This is a genomic window from Brachyspira sp. G79 (assembly GCF_002379365.1).
Lineage (GTDB): Bacteria > Spirochaetota > Brachyspiria > Brachyspirales > Brachyspiraceae > Brachyspira.
Genome location: NZ_JQIU01000008.1, coordinates 2,464,966 through 2,486,832, shown reverse-complemented (window position 1 = coordinate 2,486,832; position 21,867 = coordinate 2,464,966). Strand labels below are relative to the sequence as shown.

The window sequence follows — 21,867 nt, the reverse complement described above, 5'->3', positions numbered from 1 at the left end:
ACTAACAACACAGTTACTCAAACTAATACAACAAGACCGCAGACTAATACAGCACCAACACCTCCTAAAGAGCCTGAAATAACTCCGCCTACACCACCAACTCCTCCTCCTAATCCTCCAGCAGCTAATACTAATGCAGCAGCTAATAATAATAATCAAAATACAAGATTATCATATAATACTGATTACTATAAAACTAAATGGACTGATACTCTTTCATCTATTGCCGCTTCCGAGCTTGGAGATGAAAGGAGATGGCCTTCGATATTTGTACTTAATGAAGATATAATAAATAATCCTGATGATATAGTTTTTAATAGAGATATAAAAATCCCCAAAGGGGGAAAAAAAAAGTTGAGGATATGAGTGATAATGAAAAGAAATTGCTGTATGATGATTATATAAAGGTATCTGAAATATATACAAAAATTGGCAAACAAAATCTCGCAAATTCTATAAAATCTCAAGCAAATTCTATTATCAGTAAATAATAATCAAACAGTAAATAAAATCAAATATATATAAAATTAATAATAAAGATTTAATAATAATTATGAAAAGATTCACTAAAAATAAAAATGAAATATTAGAGTTCTCATGCACAGGCTGCGGAATATGCTGCAAAGAAAAAGGATATGTATTTTTTAATGATGATGATATAAAAAGAGCTTCAGACTTCTTAAAAATGTCTCCTCCAGTATTTGTAAACAAATATTTGGAATATGAAGAATATTATGGATATTATATAAAAGTTGATGAAGGAAAATCCTGCTGTTTCTTAGATGAAAATAATAAATGCACAATAAATGATGCGAAACCCAAACAATGCAAAACTTTTCCATATTGGAATGAATATATGGATAAAAATGGTAATTTAATAGCTGGAAAATTCAATAGACCATGCAAAGGAGTTAAAATAAAAAAGTAGATTTTTATTATTTCCTTTTTTACAGAAATATTATATAATAGTATGCGTATATTTTTGTTTTAGGAAATCCAAATAATGAGTAATGACTTAACCACCAAATATGATATTTTAACCGTTAAAGAATTAAAGGATATAAAAGATCAGCTAGTATCGCACAATATTCCTCTATTTAGAGTAGATAAAGAAAAAAAAATTATCCCCTTTCCGACCGAACAGTTAAGCCTTATAATAGATAATGAAAAATATAATAACCTAAAACTATATATCCCAAAAAACTTTTCAGTATTTATAGAGGAGTTCAAATCTATAACTCAAGCTGATAGCTTATCAAATGAATCTGAAACAAATCAGCCTTATGTATTCAGAACACCTAAAGAGTCTGAAAAAGAGATGGGTAAAAGAATATCCGAAATTTCTAAAATGACTTACAAGGAAAAAGTAAGTACAATAGAAAGCTATAATACAGAACTAAAAAAAATAGTAGTAAATGAAGAACAGGGTATCAATAAAAATACAGCTCAGCAAATAGTTAATGTAGGTAATGATGTAGGATTAATAGCCAAAGTTACTATGTTTGAGAGTATTCAAAAAATTAAAGGCGAAGAAATTACTCAGGAACAGGCTAAAATAGAAAATCAGGAAATTACAGAAACTACAACTAATCTAGTTACAACTATAGTAGATATGCTTTCCAAAAATACAGAAACACAAAAAGTTTTTGATGAGCTTAGAAACTATTCTGATGGAGGTGTAATGTCGCACTCCAACAGGGTATTTATATCATATGTTAATTTTATGGCTTTTTATAACAACCTAATTAACAGAAGGCATTTAGTACATAAAATAAGAACCTCATACACCAATAAATATAAAAAATTCTATGAACAAGTTGAGGCAATGTTTAGCAAAGACACTATACGTAAAAATTTGGCTACTGTTGAAGACTGTATCGATAAAGGAATAAAAATCATAGAAGAGAGAGAAATGAATCTCTATTCTGTAGGTGCTTTACTTCATGATATAGGTAAAGTTAAAGATTTGGACTATTTTGAAGGAGCTAACGGCAGAGATTATGAGAGAATAAAAAAGCACTTATTTAATAGTTATGCTCTTGTAAGTCAGACTTCTGAATATCCTCTTGAAGTTATATTAACTGTAGCTTTACACCATGAATATTATGGATTAGGATACGGACCTTATGATCATCTATATAAATTAAAATTAGCAAAAGATCCTCATTTCCAAATACATAGAATAATGACATATGATGCTAAAGCTATAGATGAATGCGAGGCTTTTGCATATTTCCCTGCTAAAATGCTTGAAATTATAGATGTATACGATGCTCTAATAGACCCAGCACGTAAATATAGAGGCGGTAAAACTTTTACTCCAGAAGAAGCTCTTAACATTATGAGAGAGGATTTTGTAGAAAAGCATGTTAAATTAGACCCTATACTATATGATGTATTTGTAGAGTTTTTGAGTAATTCTATAGAGCAGGATTTAATGGCATGTAAATTGCTATAATTACTATAAATTATTAAACAATATACTTTTTTCAAAATTATTTTAATGATGTAATTATACTATAATTGAAACTTATATTAAAAGCAAAATTTTTTATAATATATTAGCAGTAAGTAAATTGTAATATTATTTTTGTATAAAATTTATGAGCCAACCATGGGAATCGAACCCACGACCAATGCATTACGAATGCACTGCTCTGCCAGCTGAGCTAGGTTGGCTTTTTTAATCATTAGTAACATTATTATTATTATTGTTGTTGTTATTTAACTCTTCTAATTTTGCTATACCGTCTCTGTACGCTTCAAATATAAACTGCCAATTACTTGTAGTAAGAGATGAAATACCTATATCATCATAAACTTCTTCTGAAAACTGATTGATAAAATTAAAACGTATATTTGTTATAGCAGCATTGGCAAAACTATTAAACTCATCATCATTATCAAATTTGTATCTTACTTCTACATCATAATACTGTTTATCTCCCATCAAATAAGGACTGTAAACAACTTTCTGCACATTTGTTAATTGTACGCTGCTTCCATCATTAAAAGTAAATATTATAGGAGTGCCATTATTAACAAATATCTGACTTGGATACTTATATCTAAACTCTAATGTTATAGTCCTTCCAGCTTTTTTATAAAACCTGAATCTGTTATCTCTTAAATATTTATATGTCTCTTTCCAAGATGTGTATATATTCATTTTTGATGTTAATTTATCTTTTTCTGTAAAAAAAAGTCTGCTGTTTAATATATTAGTTTCCTGAGAATACAAAATATTTAAAATAAAAAATGAAAAAAGTAATATATATTTATTCATATTATCATTCCCTATATAAAAATCATTTATACCACTAATAAGATACGGAAATATTAACCTTAAAATTAAATAATAAGAAGCATTTTTTTATAAAAACAATTGACAATAGATTTTATTTTGTTAGAATAATTTAACAATTAATAAATATAATAAAACTTTAAAGGACAATCATAATGGAAAGTATTATAATATTATCGGTAATAGCAGTTATTGCTGTAATTGCTGTAATGAACTACATAAAAAAAATGAAATCTGGAAGTTCATGCTGCAGTGAAAGCTCAGAAATTATAAGAAAAGTAAAAATAAAAGATAAGAATAAAAAAAATTACCCATACAAAAAAGTGATAAAAATAGGCGGAATGACTTGTACTAAATGTGCCCAGATAATAGAAAACAATTTTAATAAACTTGGGTATATATATGCCAAAATAGATTTTGATAATGAAGAAGGACTAATATTAAGCAAAAAAGAATTAGAAGATAAAGTATTAGAAGATGTTATAAAAGAGTCTGGCTACAGATACTATATTAAATAAGTTATAACTTTATAGGATTAAATATAAAATTATTTATTTTAATGTGTAATTAAAAAATAAAATTCTTGCAGTATATACTGAAAATTCTTAAGTTTGTCAGTTTTTAATTTGCTTAAAAAAAAGGAAGTGCTTAAAAACACTCCCTTTTATTTTTTATATTATTTATATTTTTTAATTATCTTTCACTTTTTCATCTTCATCTTTTTTATCATCATCATTGCTTTTAGCCAAAGTAGCACTTTCTTCTGTTTGTTTAGGCTTAGGTCTCAAGGAGTTAAGAAGTGTATAAGCAACCGCTACATTCTCCTCGCCTGAAGAAGAAGCAACCCTAAATGCCATAAGTGAAGAATATCTGCTTCTGCCATAGGCATATCTGAATCCTACCTCTACAGTCTCTCCAGCCTCTATATCCAAAGTTTCCCTGTCAAGTACTATAGTAGATAAAGCCTGAGCCAAATCTGTTTTTATAGTTACATCACTTTGTTTTTTGGAAGTTCTATTAACTATAGTAAGCACTCCTGTTCTGTTTCTTTCATCTAATTTTACAGTAACATTAAATGGGTTTTCAGAATATTTTTCTTCTATTCTTGACACTATAGACGCATTAATATTAGCCCATTCTCTTATACTGTTTCCAGAACCTCTAAACTTTGACCATAACATTCTGGAAACGTCATGGAAGAATATTCCTCTTATTCTGCTGCTTCTATTAAATTTAGCTTCTGATTCATATACTCTTCTCATATATTCAAGTTCTGGTCTTAAACTTCCGTCCTGAAGTCTGTTGTCTATCATATTACCAACTAATACATTATACTCGCCTGACAAATACTGCGGCCAAGCTGCAAGCATACCAACATGCTGAGGACGGCTAGCTTCATATATCATAACTGCATCATAATCTATACCAGCATCAAAGAACATATAAGGGTCTTGTCCATGCTCCTGACCATGATTCCAACCCAATGTAAATGCCCATAATTTTTTCTTTATACCTGCATCTTTTATAGCTTTTATTATCAAAGACTCTTTATGAGCTCTAAACCATCTCCATTTCATACCTATTTCTTTCCTGCCTCTATTTACAGCAAGCCAACGCATACGGGCAGCTTTGCTCATAGTAGACCAGCTTGCAGGCACATAAACTCCAGTAAGCTCAACCATTTCATCAACCATTTCATATCCGTCAACTTCGCCTGTACGTATAAAGTCAAGACCTACATACGATATATTAGGGTTAGAATCATATCTTTTTAATATATCTATAATATCTTGTACCCTTTTAGGATCATCTAATGATATATGTCTGCTTTCAACAAGGCTTTGAGTGGCAGAATTATACCCTATAGAAACTTCATATCCGCCTTTTCTAGCTCCGCCGCCTGCAGCAAAATAACTCATAACATAAGCACCAAGCTCAATATCACCTTTAGCCTTACTTGCTGCCAAATTATCTATATTCTTAATCATAGCTTTAGCCCAAGGTTCTTCTGGTGTAATTCCAGCTGTCCAACCAGTAGTCTGACCACCTATAGCCCAGAATATATCGCATTTCATATATCTAATCCAATCATATATAGCATCATATGTAGTGAGCTCGCCTGTTTCTACACTTGGTATTTTTTTAGTAGTTAAATCTATAGCATACTCTAATGTAGCTATTTTTTTAGTTTCTTTAGCAGGAGGAGATTGTCTTCCTTTTACAGTAAAGTCTTTAGTATATCCGAAAACTCCATTTTTAGTCTGCACTAATACTATAGCCTGATACTCCCCTAAAGCTCCGCCGAAAGGATGAAGATATGTTCCTTTATACTGAGAGTTCTGAACTTTAAATACATTTATAGGATATCTCTCATCTCCGTTTTTTCTTACTATTTTATCTTTTTTGTATCTTACATATATGCTTAAATTTTTTATAACATCTTCAGTATATACTGAAGCATTTATTACCACTGGTTCATATCTGAATACTGATATTTTTGATAAATCTATTGCCACTCTAGGAGCTTCACGGCTTCTTGAATTTTTTATAGCCAAATCAACTGCTTCACTTAATTTATCTGCCATTTTATCTGTAGTGTTCGCATTAAAAACCATAGCAGGAAGTACATTAGGATTAGGCATTTCGCTGCTTAATTCTTCATCGCTTAAAAGCATATTTTGATTTAAATACTCTATATCCGCATCAGCACTTATCTCTTCTTCCGTATAAATATCTTCCAAATCTACTGATAAATCATAATCATATATAGGCTTAGTAGTTACTAATGATAAGGAATCGGGATTATACATATCTATTCTATGATTTTTCGCTGTTTCATCAAACAGATAGCTTGTATCTTCAAGATTACTAACGATTGTCATTCTCTCTCCTATACCAAAAGTTAAAGCAACTAATGATATAGATATAAGCAGCAATATTGTAGTGGCTATTATACTTCTTTTCATCTTGTTTCATTCCAATTTTTTATATTTTTTATATATTAGTATTTTGTCTAGCATGTTTTGAATGCTTTGGGTGTTTGGCTATTTGTTTTTTCAAATGTGCTGAATCAACATGGGTATATATTTCTGTTGTTGTAATGTCTGAATGGCCTAGCATTCTTTGAACGGCTCTTAAATCTGCTCCATGCTGTATGAGATGTGTGGCAAAGCTATGCCTTAATGTATGGGGATAAACGTTTTTGGTAATATTACTTTTTTTCATGGTTTCTTTTACTATTTTCCAAATACCTACTCTTGAAATTTTATCTCCTCTGAAGTTCAAGAATAATTCGCTTGTCTTCTTACCTTTTACCATTATCACTCTGCTGGTTTGAATATATCTTTGAAGTATATCCAAAGCTCTGTCATTAATAGGAACTATTCTTTCCTTATTGCCCTTACCGCGTATCTTTAAATACTTGCCTTCAAAAAATATATCATCTATTCTTAAAGAACAAATTTCACTTACCCTTAATCCAGATGAATACATAAGCTCAAATATAGCTTTATCTCTTAAGCCCTTATCAGTTTTTTCATTATGCACTGACAAAAGATCATCTACCTCTGTAGTAGTAAGAGATTCTGGTAACACCCTTTTTAAACGTATTACCTCTAAATTGTCAGTAGGATTTTTAGAGATATAATTTTCCATCACTAAAAATTTATATAGATTAACTATACTTACCTTATTTCTTGCAACTGTTCTTGATTTTGATCCATGCTCTTTACGTTCGCTTAAAAATTTCTCAATATCCTTTCTTGTAGCTTTTAAAATTGTCTTTTTGTTTCTAGTTAAGAAATCAAGATATATAACAATATCTCTTTTATAAGACTCTAAAGTATTTGACGACAATCCTTTCTCAACTGCCTCATAATTTAAATACATTGATAATATTTCTTGATCGGAAACCTGTTTTACTGACATTGAAATCTGCCTCTTAATTTTAAGATATAATATACAAATAGCTGACTTGAATAAGTATAGTAAACATATTGTCAACTAAAAATAATTATCGACAAGATTTGTCAATTATTTAAACATAATAAGGTACCCAATAAAAATATTAAATTAACTAAACATAAAACTAAAAATAGTAAACTAATTTTAAAATAATAAGATAATTATAATATTATTAAATTTATTTTTTATGCTATTTATTGATTTGTTATATGGACAGAAAAATTTTTTTAGATAAAAATGAAAATCCTTACAAGCCTTCAAAAAATATTATTAAAGAGCTTGAAAAATTTGATATTAACTCTCTGCGATTCTTTCCAGAGTACAGCCCTGCAAAATTGGATTATGAAATGGCTAAATATACCAATATAGAAACAAGTTCTATAATATCTGTTAATGGTATGTACGAGGCTTTTGCATGCATAATAAACTCATTTGATAAATATAAAATATATTTAGAAGAACCATACAGAGATCTATACACAAAAATATTAGAATATTATAAAATGCATTTTGATATAATAGAAGCCAAAGATGATTATAATATAAATCTTAAAAAAAATATAAGAACTAGAAACTCAATTATAATATCAAGCAATCCTAATGCTGAAACTGGTATGTTTATAAATATAAAGGAAATTGAAGAGTTCTTAAAACATTATGAAGGAATATATGTTATAGATGAATCATACATAAACTTTGCTGGAGAAAGTGCTGTTAAACTTATTAATGAATATCAAAACTTAATCATAATAAGATCTATTGCTCATTCGCATTCTATATCTGGACTTAATATTAACTTTATAATATCTAATCCAAACAATATAGATAATATTTCAAAATTAAGACAAAAATACTCAGTGAATAAAATATCTGAAACTATAGCAGCAGCAGCTTTGAAAGATGAAAAAACTTCATATAAAAATATTTTCGATATAGTACTAGAAAGAAATAGATTAGATACTCTCTTAAGTAAAGAAGGTTTTATAGTAGTGCCTTCAAGAGCAAACTTTATTTTGATAAAACATATATATAAAAGTACTGATTATATATATAATGAACTTCTAAAAAGAAATATATTTGTAAAGAATTATAATAAAGAAAATATACTCTCTGATTTTTTAAGAGTTACAATCTCTACGCATAAAATAAACAATATATTTTTAAACCAATTAAAAGATATAGTTAATAATTAAAAAATACTAAGTAAGAATTTTTATAACTATTTTTTAAAAGTATATACCTAAACAATTATAATTTATCAAAAAATAAATTTTTTAATCTTAGTATTTGTGGATACTAGCCCAACAGCACAGTTATTTTATGATGTATTTAAGACTGCGGCGTGGTATAAAAGAACTGGCATGCGGCACGACTGTGAAGCCCTGCAAATATTTTAAATTTAAAAAAATTAATTTTGAAAAATGTATTTGTTTAGGTATATACTAAAAATTCTTAAGTTTGTCAATTTTTTGTTAAGCTTTTGACGAAGCCCGCCGCACAATACAGTACTTTATTCGTAGTTGTAAGTCCAAACAATTAATTACAAATAAAATTAGTTTTTAAACAATTTTAGTAAAAATATGACTATAACTTATAATATTGACAATTTATACATAAAAGCTATAATACGAAAAATATACTTGGAGGTTTATATGATATTAGATGAGATAAGGAAATATTATGATCTGATAAAAACAACTGAGCTTAAGCCGCTTTATGAAGATGATTTTCAATTTGAACTTTTAAGAAACGGAGAGGAATTTGAAAATCATATAAGTGATTTAGATGATTATGAAAAAACAAGAGTAAGAAATGCTGTAAAAGATGAACTAAATAATTCTAAAGGAGTTATATTTTATAGTTCTGAAAGTGCAGGAGATGTTTATTCAAGTATAGAAGATTTTTTAGTTTATCTGCTTAATGAGATACTATATCAAAAATTATTAGTAAAAAGCGAAGGTAAAAAACTATCATCATATTTTATGGAACTTGAAATAAGCATCAAAAAACTTCTTGTGATGATTTGGACTAAGTAATTTATATTGAGGAATACAATGAGAAAAAATTATATATTATATACAATTATTTTAGCAATTATGCTAACTTCATGCTACATACCAGCAAAATCATATTTCAATGTAGTATCATCAAGCAAAGAAAATGATAATATAAAAGTGGTAGTAGAAGCTAAAAAATCTGGAAGACAATCTGAAAATATATTTTTGATTTCTCAGTTTTTAAATGATAATGATGTTATAGTTAATACATCTATGTCTCAGATAGGACCTATGATGTTTGATGCTGGAAAATATGAATTTAATATTCCTTTTCCTACAAACTCATTTACTAAATATACAAACTTTATTGAAGAAATACAGCCTGAAAAAGCTCAGCGTATAGCACAGAGCGGAGGATTTGGAAGCAGTTTCTTTACATATATGATGCTTATGAATTTGATGGACAATAGAAGACCTGTATATTATGATGATTATGGAAGAAGAAACACTGTAGATAGAGATTATTATGATACTAGAAGAAATACATATAATAACAATAATAGAAGAAGTATATTTAATTCATCTTCGTCTAAAAAAACAACAGTAAATGATAATAACAGCAGTTCTACAAGACGTACACTATTCAAGCAAAACTCTGGAAGTTCTACAAGAAAGAAAAGTACATTTAGACGCTCTTCTACTAGAAGAAGAAGATAATTTTATTATATAGCTGAACACTATAATTAATAAATTATGTTTTTAATATCTGAGACTTGCATACTTAGTTATTAAATCCCACAGATTATTTTTACATGCATACATAACTAAGATAGGCACATTATAAAAAATATTAAGGAGATACATATGGATAAAAATTTTAAAGAAGAGTTTGATAAAGTTAAACATCTTTTGAAACCTAATTTTGATTTGAATACTGCTTTCAAAGATAAAAAGTTCAAAGATACGAAATTGGATATACTTGAAGTTGGGGAAGTTAATCTTACAAGCGGTAAAATAATAGCATGCGATCCTTTGGCTTATCTTTATGATGATGTAGAGCCTTTTATTCAAACTGTAAAACCTGATAAATACAAAGTTTCACTTCTTATAATCGAAGAGGAAGAGAGAATTGCTATGGTAAAAATTTCTTTTTCTGATAATGAGCCAAAAACTTATGAGCTTGCTGTAACTGGAGAAGAAGATTTATCCGATATAAAAGAGGGAGAGTTCTTCGGATATCCAGTAGATGCTGGTATGGGATGTGTATGCGATTATGAAACAGCATTAAAATATTTAGAATATGAAAGAAAACTTGAAGAAAAAGGTGATTTTGATAATAGATATGATGATTTGTTTTCTGATTTACTAGAAGATAATGCTAAAAAAAATCCAAAATATCAGTCAGAATACGGTGATTGGCTTAACTGGAATATTCCAGAAAGTGATTTAAATATAGTATTATTTTCAAGTGGCTATGGTGACGGATACTATCCTTCATATTTTGCTTATGATGAAAATAACAATATATGTGCTTTTTATACTGTATTTATAGATTTGGAAGATGATGAAGAATAATTATAAAAATAATGTTTTATATTCTCGTATAAATTATTATTATTATTAAGTTTTGGAACAAGTCTAATATCTTTCAACGCACGTAGAATGAAATTCTTATATATAATAAAAATCAGAATTTTAAATTAATCGATATGAAAAAATACGTTCTGCGTGCGTTTAGTAAAGTGCAAATTTAAATGATGCTTTGGGCGGGTGTATATTGAGAAGTGATTATCTAATAGATTTAATTAAAGTATATATAAAAAATAAAGCATTTAAAATCTAAAAGGGTGGGGATTAGATTAAAGTTTTAAAATTTATTCTCACCCCCACCCTCTAAATTTTTTAATACACTCTGTTATTTATAAATGATTCTTATTTTTTAGCTTTTACTGTTATTTTGGCTGCCCACCCAGGAGTTTTTTAAAGTCTATAATACTATTTTAATTTTTATAAAGTAATAAAAATAATATTTAAATATACTTTATCTTTTTTATATTTTTAGCTAATAAAATTTTTTCTTCTTCTATGCTTTTTATAATATATTCTTTATAACAAAATTAATAATTTAAAAATATAATTTTTTTATTATATTTATAGTATAAAAAACATAAGGATAAAAAATGAAAACAGTATTAAAAACTATTATAATTACTATGATAATTTGCACTCTTGTGTCATGTTCAAAACAAAACTATGGTATTGACAGCAAATATGCAGGTACTTATAAAGGAAATGCAAAAGTTCAAACCTCTTCAGCTACTATAGAATGCGAAGGAGTATTTACAGTTAATTCTGACGGCTCTGTAAAAGGAAATATTTATAACAATATTAAAACATATGAAAAAACTTATGATGTATCTAAAAACTCTGTAACAAAAGAAAATGACAATACATATAAAGCTTCTGAAAACATGCTCGGCTACAAAGTAGATTTTATTTTTATATTTAATTCTGATACTTTAACTATAGAAATAACAGATTACAATGAAGGCAGTATTGTTAAAGGGAATTTTAGTAAATTTATTTAAAAAATATGTAAAAAAAATTGACATCTAACAATAAATATATTATAATGTAAATATAGTTAACGTCAAATTTACACTATATTTACAAAGGATATATTTATGAAAAAAACATTTATTACATCAGTATCTTTTTTGATAATATCTTCAAGTATAGTTTTTGGTCAGTATTATTATGATGAGCAATATTATTATGACAATCAAAACTATAATAACGACTATAATAATTATAATAATACCTACAATTATTATGAAGAGTTTATGAAAGTTTTAGCAAGAGAAGCCAATAATCCGAACAGCATTTATTACAGCCCTGTTTTTGCAAGCAAGTATAATAATACTCAGATGAATGCAAATACATATGATGAGGCTATGAATGCTATGAATTATGCTTCAGAAAATTATAATAATACTCAGCCTTATATAAACCCTTATGAAGAACTAATGAAAATGCTTGAGGCAGAATCAAAAAATCCAAACAGTCCTTATTACAGCCCAAATAAAAATGCTAATCAGTATAATGATAACCAATATAACGATCCTTATCAAAATCAATATAATGGCTATAGCGATACTTATCAAGATGCATATTATGGCAATCAATATTATAATGACGCTTATCAGTATAATGAATATAGCGATCCATATCAAAATGATAATCAATATGATAACAGCCAGTATAATAATAATCAATATAATGACACTTATCAAAATAATTATAACACTCAAACTAATTCATCAGAAAATCCTTATCAATTAGCAGCTGAGGAGTTAATAAAAGCAGCCGAAGAGCTAAGCAAAAAAGCAGATAATTATAATCAGGACGCTAATACTTATCAATATAATCAAAATGAAAATAACAGCACAAAAAATAATACCCAAAGCTTCTATACTCCTTTCAAAGTTCCTCAAGTAGTTTTTGATACAGTAAAAAGAATGTATCCTAATGAAAAAATATTGGATATAGCAGCAGATACTATAGGAATATATGATGTAACTTTAAGCAATATGGTAATACTATCTATAGATAAAAACGGAAATATTATGTATCAAAAATAATCATATTTTATTTTACTATAATAAATAAAAAAGAGTCTTAAATAATATTAAGGCTCTTTTTATTTTTGTAAAAAACATTTGCTTTAAAATAAAAGTTTATATATTATAATGCAAAATAAATAATAAGGATTTCTATTATGTCAGTAAAAATACCTTTTGAAAAAATAGTAAATGAAGATTATATAGGAAAAGAAATTAACCCTATAAATCATAATAATATTTACAGTGCCGCACAAAATATTGATAATAATATAAAAAAAGAGGAAGATATTAATTTACTTATAATAGACCCGCAAAGAGATTTTGTAGACCCTGATAAAGGGGCATTACCCGTAAAACATGCTATAGAAGATATAAAAAGAATAATAAGATTTATATATAATAATATAGAAAATATTTCTAATATTTATGTTACATTAGATACTCATAGATACGATTCTATATTTCACCCCATTATGTGGAAAGATAGTTCTGGAAATACAGTTTCTCCTTTTACAGAGATAACATTAGAAAAAATAGAAAATAAGGAAATAATACCAGTTTATAATAAAGATATACAAATAGATTATGTAAGAAAATTAAAAGAACAAGGATCACAAAATTTGATGATATGGCCTTATCATTGTATATATGCATCAGACGGCTGGCTTATAGAAAAACAGCTTTATAATGTGCTTATGTTCTTTGAATGTTATAAAAAAACAAATATTAATAAAATTATTAAAGGCACAGATTCTTTCAGCGAGATGTACGGAGTTATAAGACCTGAAGTATCTTCAGAGTACACAAAACAATATGATAATTCTTGGGTGAAGGACATTATAAAAGCAGATAAAATATATGTATGCGGAGAGGCCAAAGATTACTGCGTATATGAAAGTGTAAAACAATTTACAGAAATATATAAAGACAATAAAAATGCTTTAGAAAAACTTAATATAATGATGAACTGCTGCAGTGATATAGGCGATAAAAAAATATCTGATGAAAAATATAATAAACTCTCAAAAGATTATGGTATAAAACTTATTAATATATAATGACTGTATTATAATATGAATTAATAAAACTTTGTAATAAGCAATAATATAATTCTCTACATTTTTTAATTGTCTGATTTATATAGTTTTATATTTTCATTATTAATTATACGTTTTATTATTTCTATATCTTCATCATCAAAATCATTAGAAAAATAAACAGCCTTTATATGAGGATTTTTTAATAATATAGCTTTCAAAATATTATTTTCTTCTGATTGTGATGCAAACATAGAGAGAAGTGACTCATATTTTATATCATCATCTCTTGTAATAAACTTAGCATTCTTTCCATAAACTTTTACGTCATATTCACTTCTGATAATAATAGGATCATCTGCTTCATACTCTATGCATATAGTTTTGCTGTTTAAATTATTAATAGATTTTTCAAATGAGTATAATTTGATTTTTTCTATCGATGGTTTTATAGCCTTTAATTTATTATCATCTAAAATATTTTCTAAAGCCTCATAAGCATTTTTATACTCTGCCCTATTTTCAAATAAAAGTTTTAACAAATCTGTATTATACTCCATACTTTTATATAATGATAATGTGTTTTGAGTATTATGGGCTTTGTAAAACTCTATACTTTTATTAAATAATTTATCAAACAAATCTAAAAAAGAATTGTATCTTATAATATTATTTTTAAGAAGTGTATATGAAAGAAGAAATATATTATATCCTGCAAAACCAAATTTACTTTTAATATCAAAATTATCTATATATCTGAAATATGTATTTACAAGTTTATCATAATCTTTTTTTAAAATAATAAATAATAGCAAAATTATTATAAATATAAAAAGATGATTTTTCTATTTCTATTAATTTATTATAATAAGAAACTGAATTATCATAATCTTTTAAATGATAACAAGACTCTGCAAGCATATTATATATACTGCTGCTATGCTTATTTATTTTTCCAGAGTATTCTACAACTTTATCATATCTTTTATTATTAAAACATATAGTAATTAATTTATCATAATATTTAAAAGAATCAGGTTTTAATTCCAGTATTTTATCTGCAAAATACATAGCATTATCATATTCTTTAAAATCAAAATATATACTAAATAATGTTTCATAAGCATTGCTGTAAAGAGGGTTAATCTCAAGTGCCTTATTTAAATAAAATAATGCCTTTTCTTTCTCTTTTAAGTGATAATATGATAAACCTATACCGTTATATGAGTCGGCATTATTTGAGTAAATATCTATAGACTTATTAAAATTCTCTATAGCTTTATCATACTCCTTCAAATTATAATAAGCCAAAGCCAAGTTATTGTAAGCCTTATAATATCTGTCATTAATCTCTATAGACTTATTAAAATAATATATAGCCTTATCATACTCTTCGTTAGATGAATAGCATATACCTATAAAGTTGTACGCCTTATAAGCATTATTATTTTTTTCTATTACCCTTTCAAAACATTCTATAGCTTCATAATAATATTTTTTAGAATAATAGCTTATACCCAATTTATTATAATCAGTAAATGCCTTAACATCAAGTTTTTTTGCTTTATCAAAATATAAAGCCGCCTTATCAAACATTTTTCTATTAAAATAAACCAAAGCCAAATTATTATAAGCATTAGCATATTTAGGATTAATTTCTATAGACTTATTAAAATAATATATAGCATTGTCATAATCTTTTAAGAAAGAATAAACAGCCCCCAAAGTATTTGCTATTTTGTATGACTTGCTGTTGTACTGTAAAAATCTTTTAAAGCATTCTATTGCCTTTTCATAATTGCCTATCTTATAATAACTCATACCAAGCATATCATAAGCCTTAAATACCATCTCATCTAAAGATTTTGAATGCTCAAAAAACTCTATAGCTTCATTATACTTTTTATTTTTATAGTAAAACAAAGCCAAATTATTATATGCTTTATCATATTTAGGATTAATCTCTATAGACTTATTAAAATATTCTATAGCTTTAGTATAGTCTTCTTTTTCAAAATAACTTATACCTAAAAGATTATATGCTTTATAAGAATTGGGAGTAATTTTAAGAGTTTCATTAAAACATTCTATAGCTTTATCATACTGTTTTATAGCATGATAGCTTATGCCAAGTAAATTGTATGATTTAAAAGTTTTTATATCTACTTTTCTGGCCTCTTCAAAATACCTTATAGCATCTTCATACTCTTTCATCTCAACGCATACTTGACCTTTATATAGATTGGCTCTATAGTTTTTAGGTACTTTTTTTAGTATTACATCAAGAATCTCTAATGTTTGATCATAGTCTTCATTAGTCATACGGTATGAAGCTTCATTTAAAAGATAATCCATTTTCGTATTAAGCATAAAAACCCCAGTATACAATTATATACTACATTTTACAATGAATACATATGTTATGTCAACAATAAAAGTAACTTTTTTAAAAATTAATTAAATATATGACTAAACAATTACATTTTATTAACTTACATATTTATGAATGTATTATTAGCTTTTTGCATCCAATGCTTTATAAAAAACAAATACCTCAATGTATTAAAATAATTTTGAAACATATATGTTATATATTATATGAAGAATGTATTGATATATATTCCTGAGTTAAATCTGTAAAATAATAATAATCTTCATATTTGGTATTAAAACCTAAATCTATGGTTATATAATTTTCTTTTCTCTCATCGTCAATATCTTTTTTTAGCTTCGCCATATCCTCTTCATTTTTATTAATTTCTCCGTTTCTATATATATCAACATCATTAACCTGAAGAGATAAATTATTTATATTGATATTAATATTCCCTAAAACAGATAATATTTTTTCAAAGTTAGGATTTTTAGAAAGAAATAATATTTTTACCAAATTTGAAACAGCTATTTTCTGAGCTGCATTAAAAGCATCATCTTGCGTTTTAGACCTTTTTACTGATACTATTATAGTTTTTGTCATACCTTCACCATCAAGTATTATCATTTTGGCAAGATATGCACAAATTTCATCTAACTTATTTTTTAATTCTTTAAATAGCTTTTTGTTTCTTTCAGTGATAGGTTTATTATTTAAAGCCCCATTAGCCATAATGACTGCCATATCATTAGTAGAAGTTTCACCGTCTATGGATATTCTGTTTAATGTTTTATTCACAGCCTCTCTAAATGCTTTATTTAGTGCATTTTTTTCCACATTTAAGTCAGTAAATATAAAAAGTAAAACAGTAGCCATATTCGGATGAATTATAGAACTTCCTTTAGCAGCAGCATAGAATCTTGCTGTTTTACCTGATACTTCCATACTTGAAGTGTATATTTTATTAAATTTATCTCTAGTTTGAATAGCCCTTGCAATATTGTCAAAATCAAAGTGCATAGAATTACTTGCTTTTTTAATTCCATCTTTGATTTTTTTTGTGTCGAGATATTCTCCAATAATTCCAGTAGAAGCCATTAATATATTTTCTTTTTTTATACTAAACACTTCTGAAGCATATTTAGCTATGTTTAATACATCATCATAACCTTTTTTACCTGTGAGGGAATTTGCTATTTTACTATTTACTATAAGCAAATCTATATTATTTTTATCATTCTTCTTTGAAAAGAGAATCGGAGCAGCCTGAAAACTATTCTGAGTATAAAGTGCTGATACCACACTAGGAGGTTCACTTTTTATAACAGCTAAATCATAATCATTATTTTTAAGACCAGATTTTACAGAAGCAGATGAAAACCCCAAAGGTATATCATACATTAAATAATTCCTCCTCTTCTGGATCGGTATCATCTTCTACTCTTTTTACCTTTTTGTTCTCGTAATTTATTCTTTTACGAACAAAAAATCTCATATTTTTTCCACTTTGTCTTTCCTGTATAATACCGAATGTACCTGAACCAAGATAAACTATTTTATCTTCTTCTTCCATTTCAGATAAATTATTTTCTCTAATCTCATTCAATATACATTCAAAATGAGCCAATTCTCCAGTACCATTATGTCTTATCGCTTCTTCTATAATATAAATAGGTTCATTACATATAGGACAAAACGGTCTCTCAACGTCTTCTTTCATACGCCTTTTCAGATAATTTCTCTCATATTCTTCTATGCTTTTTTCATGATACTTATACTGATTATTATGATTATATTTTTTTTTATAAAAATTATTTTTATTTTTTTTATTGCCGCTATAGAACTTCTTATTATTACTGTTTTCTTTATTATTATTAAATTTTTTGAATTTTTTCTCTGACATCAATAGCCCTTTTTATAATAAAGCAATACTAAGTAAAGTATTGCTTTATAATTATAAAAATTAATTATTCATCATAGTCATCATCATCATCGTAATCGTCATAATCATCATCATCATAGTCGTCATCGTAGTCATCATCATCATCAAAATCATCATCAAAGTCGTCATCAAAATCATCTATATCATCATCGTCATAGTCATCATCATCATAGTCGTCATCATCGTCATCGTCAAAATCATCATCATCATAGTCGTCATCATAGTCGTCATCATCATCGAAATCATCATCGTCAAAATCATCATCATCATAGTCGTCATCGTCATAGTCATCATCATCGTCAAAATCGTCATCATAATCTTCATCATCGCTGTAATTATCATTATCGTAGTCATCTTCATCATCATCAAACTTCTTTGCGAAATAACCATTATTATTTAATAATTCATCTAATAAATTCATAGATTCTAACTCTTCCATTTTTATTTACTCCATAATTCGTATAATTTTTAAGTATAATAATACATAAGTTTTTTTTGTCAAGTATAAATACATTTAATTTTAAAAAAATGTATTTATATCAATTTTTTATAATTTAACATTTTTATAGTAAAAGTCAATAAAACATGTATGATTATTATATTTTATATCTTTACAATATTGATAGATACATAATTAATATGAAAAACCGTAGCAACTAAAGTTACTACGGCTCACTATTTTGATTAAAAAAACACTAATTACAATTATTTATCCTGTAGTACGGCAATACCTGGAAGTTCTATTCCTTATATCATAAAATCAAAATAGTTCGCTAAAAAACCCGTAGCAACTAAAGTTACTACGGGCTCACTATTTTGATTAAAAAAACACTAATTACAATTATTTATCCTGTAATACGGCAATACCTGGAAGTTCTATTCCTTCAAGGAACTCTAAAGAAGCTCCGCCACCTGTAGATACATGTGTCATTTTGTCAGCAACACCTGATTTATTAACAGCAGATACACTATCTCCTCCGCCGATAATGCTTACACAATCAGAATTAGCTATAAATTTAGCTACTTCAAATGTACCTTTAGCAAAATTAGACATTTCAAATACACCTAATGGTCCATTCCAAACGACTGTTTTAGCATTTTTAAGTATGTCTTCAAGTTCTTTCAAAGTTTTAGGTCCAACATCCATACCCATCCAGCCTGCAGGTATAGCATTAGAATCTACTGTTTTTATATTAGCGTCATTATCAAATTTATCAGCTATAACATTATCAACAGGCAAATATAAAGTTTTATTCAATTCTTTAGCTTTGTCCATAATTTCTTTAGCAGTAGCAATATAATCATCTTCACATAAAGAAGAACCTATTTCTAAACCTTGGGATTTAAGGAAAGTATAAGCCATACCTCCTACAACTATTAAAGTATCAACTTTGTTAAGTAAGTTTTTAAGTACAGAAATTTTTGAAGAAACTTTAGCTCCGCCTATTATAGCTACAAAAGGACGAGCTGGATTAGCAACAGCGTCTCCCAAATATTTAATTTCTTTTTCCATTAAGAAACCAGCAACAGCAGGCATACCAGCTTTAGCGGATACTATACCAGCTGTAGAAGCATGTGCTCTGTGTGCAGTACCAAAAGCATCATTAACGTAAACATCAGCCAAATCAGCTAATTGTTTTGAGAATGCTGGATCATTTTTTTCTTCTTCTGCATGGTATCTTAAGTTTTCAAGTAAAAGTACATCTCCTGCTTTAAGTTCAGAAGCCTGTTTTTTTACTTCTTCTCCTATACAGTCTTTAGCAAATTCTACTTTATTATTAGGTAATTTAGTTTTCAAATAATCATAAACTGGTTTAAGAGAATATTTAGGATTAGGCTCTCCCTTAGGTCTTCCTAAATGGCTCATAAGTATAAGACAAGCACCTTGAGAAAGTATATATTCTATAGTAGGCATAGCAGCGTCTACCCTTGTAGTATCTGTAATTTTTGAGCTAGTTTCTTTATCAAGAGGTACATTAAAGTCCACTCTCATTATCACTTTTTTACCTTTAATATCAATATCTTTTACTGTTTTTTTCATTTTTTTATCCTTTATTATTATTGCTTATAAATATATAACAATCAGAAAAAATATTTAGTGTTATATATCTATAAAAATTTAAAGGGTGCTATAATTAAATATAACACCCTTCTTATAGCTTAATAAATTAATTATTATAACTTATATAATTATTTTTTGTTGTACATATATAATAACAAATCAACTACTCTGTTAGAATAACCCCATTCATTATCATACCAAGAAACGATTTTGAAGAATCTTTTTTCATCTTTTAAGTTATTTTGAGTAGTAGCTAAAGAGTCATATATAGAACTTCTGTTATCATGTATAAAGTCGCTAGATACTAACTCTTCATCACAATAACCTAAAACACCTTTCATATAAGTTTCAGAAGCTTTTTTCATTAAAGCATCAATTTCTTTGATAGAAGTTTCTTTTTCACTTCTGAAAGTTAAGTCTACAACAGATACATCTGGAGTAGCAACTCTGAAACTCATACCAGTTAATTTACCTTTAGTAGAAGGCAATACTTCACCAACTGCTTTAGCAGCACCAGTAGTAGAAGGTATAGTGTTTACAGCAGCAGCACGTCCGCCTCTCCAGTCTTTTTTAGAAGGACCATCTACTGTTTTTTGAGTAGCAGTATAAGAGTGTATAGTAGTCATAAGACCTGTTTCTATACCGATACCTTCTTTAAGAAGTACATGTACTAATGGAGCTAAACAGTTAGTAGTACAAGAAGCATTAGATACTACATGATGATTAGCAGGATCATATTCTTCATGGTTTACACCATAAACAAAAGTTCTTAAATCACCTTTACCAGGAGCAGAGATAATAACTTTTTTAGCACCTGCTTTAATGTGTCCTTCTGCTTTTTCTTTTTCTGTGTAAAGACCAGTAGATTCTATAACAAATTCAACACCCAAATCTTTCCAAGGAAGCTGTTCCAATTGATTCAATGGAGCTGCTTTAATACATTTTATTTTGTTGCCATTAACCACCAATACATCTTCACCTTCATGGCTAATATCTGCTTTCATTTTACCATGAACTGAGTCATATTTTAATTGATAAGCAAAGTATTGAGCATCAGTGCTTACATCTACTACACCTACCACTTCTATTTCTTTACCTAATAAACCGCGTTCTACCAATGCCTGAAAAACTAGACGTCCAATACGTCCAAAACCATTTATTGCTACTTTTACAGCCATAAATATACTCCTAAATTAAAATAATATTCTATAATACGAACATATAAAATATAACTATTATGCTACCATAAATAAAAAATTAAGTCAAGATTTTATTCATTATTATTGCATATATACAAAAAATTTTTAAGTTATATATTTATTTGATGATTTTAACATTTGTATAGATTTACATACTAATACCACTATAATATATAATTTAAAAATACAGTTATTTTTATGATAAATAAAAAATACTGATTATTAGGTAATTATATAATTAAGAAAGAAAATGCTTCATATTAAACGAGTATAGTGATAAAAATCATAGTTTTAACACTTCTTCTATACTAAGACCAGTATTCTCGCTAATAATTTTTATATCTATACCAGCATTTTTAAAACTCC

18 protein-coding genes, 1 tRNA gene and 2 pseudogenes are annotated in these 21,867 nt (G+C 27.2%); 11 read left to right on the top strand and 10 right to left on the bottom strand.

Features of this window, described 5'->3' with window-relative positions; genetic code table 11:
- The 3 genes and pseudogenes from KQ44_RS12385 to KQ44_RS12375 all read left to right on the top strand — a co-directional run.
- A pseudogene (locus tag KQ44_RS12385) lies at positions 1–366 on the top strand (hypothetical protein); the annotation flags it as partial.
- Positions 367–553: 187 nt separating this feature from the next.
- A complete protein-coding gene (locus tag KQ44_RS12380) occupies positions 554–928 on the top strand; it encodes a YkgJ family cysteine cluster protein (protein ID WP_096737665.1) in 375 nt (124 codons plus the stop codon).
- 75 nt (positions 929–1,003) lie between these two features.
- Entirely contained in the window at positions 1,004–2,458 is a 1,455-nt protein-coding gene (locus KQ44_RS12375; protein WP_096737664.1) for an HD domain-containing protein, read from the top strand.
- A 148-nt stretch (positions 2,459–2,606) separates the two neighbouring features.
- Here the strand turns inward: KQ44_RS12375 and KQ44_RS12370 are convergent.
- A tRNA-Thr gene (locus KQ44_RS12370) sits at positions 2,607–2,679 on the bottom strand.
- 4 nt (positions 2,680–2,683) lie between these two features.
- Positions 2,684–3,286 (bottom strand): hypothetical protein, encoded by a 603-nt coding sequence (locus KQ44_RS12365; RefSeq protein ID WP_096737663.1) that lies wholly within the window; start codon positions 3,284–3,286, stop codon positions 2,684–2,686.
- Between the two features lie 173 nt (positions 3,287–3,459).
- On the opposite strand from KQ44_RS12365, the gene KQ44_RS12360 reads away from it, so the two are divergent.
- A complete protein-coding gene (locus KQ44_RS12360) occupies positions 3,460–3,822 on the top strand; it encodes a heavy metal-associated domain-containing protein (protein WP_096737662.1) in 363 nt (120 codons plus the stop codon).
- Between the two features lie 171 nt (positions 3,823–3,993).
- Here the strand turns inward: KQ44_RS12360 and KQ44_RS12355 are convergent, their stop codons facing one another.
- Positions 3,994–6,270 (bottom strand): hypothetical protein, encoded by a 2,277-nt coding sequence (locus KQ44_RS12355; protein ID WP_096737661.1) that lies wholly within the window; start codon positions 6,268–6,270, stop codon positions 3,994–3,996.
- Positions 6,271–6,298: 28 nt separating this feature from the next.
- Positions 6,299–7,231: a site-specific tyrosine recombinase XerD gene (gene xerD, locus KQ44_RS12350; protein ID WP_096737660.1), complete on the bottom strand. Its 933-nt coding sequence runs from the start codon at positions 7,229–7,231 to the stop codon at positions 6,299–6,301.
- 245 nt (positions 7,232–7,476) lie between these two features.
- Here xerD and KQ44_RS12345 point away from each other — a divergent pair, with 245 nt between their 5' ends.
- The 7 genes from KQ44_RS12345 to KQ44_RS12315 all read left to right on the top strand — a co-directional run bounded on the left by KQ44_RS12345 (position 7,477) and on the right by KQ44_RS12315 (position 13,945).
- Complete coding sequence (locus KQ44_RS12345) at positions 7,477–8,460, top strand: aminotransferase class I/II-fold pyridoxal phosphate-dependent enzyme (RefSeq protein WP_096737659.1); 984 nt, start codon at positions 7,477–7,479, stop codon at positions 8,458–8,460.
- Positions 8,461–8,919: 459 nt separating this feature from the next.
- Positions 8,920–9,303: a hypothetical protein gene (locus tag KQ44_RS12340; protein WP_096737658.1), complete on the top strand. Its 384-nt coding sequence runs from the start codon at positions 8,920–8,922 to the stop codon at positions 9,301–9,303.
- Positions 9,304–9,321: 18 nt separating this feature from the next.
- Complete coding sequence (locus KQ44_RS12335; protein ID WP_096737657.1) at positions 9,322–9,981, top strand: hypothetical protein; 660 nt, start codon at positions 9,322–9,324, stop codon at positions 9,979–9,981.
- 147 nt (positions 9,982–10,128) lie between these two features.
- Entirely contained in the window at positions 10,129–10,839 is a 711-nt protein-coding gene (locus KQ44_RS12330; protein ID WP_096737656.1) for a DUF4241 domain-containing protein, read from the top strand.
- A 605-nt stretch (positions 10,840–11,444) separates the two neighbouring features.
- The gene (locus tag KQ44_RS12325) at positions 11,445–11,852 is read left to right on the top strand and encodes a hypothetical protein (protein WP_096737655.1); all 408 of its coding nucleotides are present in this window, start codon (positions 11,445–11,447) and stop codon (positions 11,850–11,852) included.
- Between the two features lie 96 nt (positions 11,853–11,948).
- On the top strand, positions 11,949–12,905 hold the full coding sequence (locus KQ44_RS12320) for a hypothetical protein (protein ID WP_096737654.1): 957 nt from the start codon (positions 11,949–11,951) through the stop codon (positions 12,903–12,905).
- A 137-nt stretch (positions 12,906–13,042) separates the two neighbouring features.
- Positions 13,043–13,945: a nicotinamidase gene (locus KQ44_RS12315; RefSeq protein WP_096737653.1), complete on the top strand. Its 903-nt coding sequence runs from the start codon at positions 13,043–13,045 to the stop codon at positions 13,943–13,945.
- A 65-nt stretch (positions 13,946–14,010) separates the two neighbouring features.
- On the opposite strand, the pseudogene KQ44_RS12310 reads toward KQ44_RS12315, so the two are convergent.
- The 6 genes and pseudogenes from KQ44_RS12310 to gap form a co-directional block, all read right to left on the bottom strand.
- Positions 14,011–16,294: pseudogene (locus KQ44_RS12310) on the bottom strand (tetratricopeptide repeat protein).
- A 217-nt stretch (positions 16,295–16,511) separates the two neighbouring features.
- On the bottom strand, positions 16,512–17,699 hold the full coding sequence (gene argJ, locus KQ44_RS12305; protein WP_096737652.1) for a bifunctional ornithine acetyltransferase/N-acetylglutamate synthase: 1,188 nt from the start codon (positions 17,697–17,699) through the stop codon (positions 16,512–16,514).
- Entirely contained in the window at positions 17,692–18,201 is a 510-nt protein-coding gene (locus tag KQ44_RS12300; RefSeq protein WP_096737651.1) for a hypothetical protein, read from the bottom strand. The genes argJ and KQ44_RS12300 overlap by 8 nt, the downstream gene beginning before the upstream one ends.
- 64 nt (positions 18,202–18,265) lie before the next feature.
- Positions 18,266–18,679 carry a DNA primase gene (locus KQ44_RS12295; protein WP_096737650.1) on the bottom strand — a complete coding sequence of 138 codons (414 nt, stop codon included), beginning with the start codon at positions 18,677–18,679 and terminating at the stop codon, positions 18,266–18,268.
- A 402-nt stretch (positions 18,680–19,081) separates the two neighbouring features.
- On the bottom strand, positions 19,082–20,281 hold the full coding sequence (locus KQ44_RS12290) for a phosphoglycerate kinase (protein WP_096737649.1): 1,200 nt from the start codon (positions 20,279–20,281) through the stop codon (positions 19,082–19,084).
- A gap of 149 nt (positions 20,282–20,430) precedes the next feature.
- Entirely contained in the window at positions 20,431–21,480 is a 1,050-nt protein-coding gene (gene gap / locus KQ44_RS12285) for a type I glyceraldehyde-3-phosphate dehydrogenase (RefSeq protein WP_096737648.1), read from the bottom strand.
- Between the last annotated feature and the right edge of the window lie 387 nt (positions 21,481–21,867).

Excerpts from the sequence above, each read along its gene's own strand:
- KQ44_RS12380 (WP_096737665.1), top strand. The coding sequence starts at position 554 with ATGAAAAGATTCACTAAAAATAAAAATGAAATATTAGAGTTCTCATGC.
- KQ44_RS12300 (WP_096737651.1), bottom strand. The coding sequence starts at position 18,201 with ATGTCAGAGAAAAAATTCAAAAAATTTAATAATAATAAAGAAAACAGT.
- argJ (WP_096737652.1), bottom strand. The coding sequence starts at position 17,699 with ATGTATGATATACCTTTGGGGTTTTCATCTGCTTCTGTAAAATCTGGT.
- KQ44_RS12360 (WP_096737662.1), top strand. The coding sequence starts at position 3,460 with ATGGAAAGTATTATAATATTATCGGTAATAGCAGTTATTGCTGTAATT.
- KQ44_RS12330 (WP_096737656.1), top strand. The coding sequence starts at position 10,129 with ATGGATAAAAATTTTAAAGAAGAGTTTGATAAAGTTAAACATCTTTTG.
- KQ44_RS12375 (WP_096737664.1), top strand. The coding sequence starts at position 1,004 with ATGAGTAATGACTTAACCACCAAATATGATATTTTAACCGTTAAAGAA.
- KQ44_RS12355 (WP_096737661.1), bottom strand. The coding sequence starts at position 6,270 with ATGAAAAGAAGTATAATAGCCACTACAATATTGCTGCTTATATCTATA.
- KQ44_RS12295 (WP_096737650.1), bottom strand. The coding sequence starts at position 18,679 with ATGGAAGAGTTAGAATCTATGAATTTATTAGATGAATTATTAAATAAT.
- KQ44_RS12335 (WP_096737657.1), top strand. The coding sequence starts at position 9,322 with ATGAGAAAAAATTATATATTATATACAATTATTTTAGCAATTATGCTA.
- KQ44_RS12340 (WP_096737658.1), top strand. The coding sequence starts at position 8,920 with ATGATATTAGATGAGATAAGGAAATATTATGATCTGATAAAAACAACT.
- KQ44_RS12325 (WP_096737655.1), top strand. The coding sequence starts at position 11,445 with ATGAAAACAGTATTAAAAACTATTATAATTACTATGATAATTTGCACT.
- KQ44_RS12315 (WP_096737653.1), top strand. The coding sequence starts at position 13,043 with ATGTCAGTAAAAATACCTTTTGAAAAAATAGTAAATGAAGATTATATA.
- gap (WP_096737648.1), bottom strand. The coding sequence starts at position 21,480 with ATGGCTGTAAAAGTAGCAATAAATGGTTTTGGACGTATTGGACGTCTA.
- KQ44_RS12290 (WP_096737649.1), bottom strand. The coding sequence starts at position 20,281 with ATGAAAAAAACAGTAAAAGATATTGATATTAAAGGTAAAAAAGTGATA.
- KQ44_RS12320 (WP_096737654.1), top strand. The coding sequence starts at position 11,949 with ATGAAAAAAACATTTATTACATCAGTATCTTTTTTGATAATATCTTCA.
- xerD (WP_096737660.1), bottom strand. The coding sequence starts at position 7,231 with ATGTCAGTAAAACAGGTTTCCGATCAAGAAATATTATCAATGTATTTA.
- KQ44_RS12345 (WP_096737659.1), top strand. The coding sequence starts at position 7,477 with ATGGACAGAAAAATTTTTTTAGATAAAAATGAAAATCCTTACAAGCCT.
- KQ44_RS12365 (WP_096737663.1), bottom strand. The coding sequence starts at position 3,286 with ATGAATAAATATATATTACTTTTTTCATTTTTTATTTTAAATATTTTG.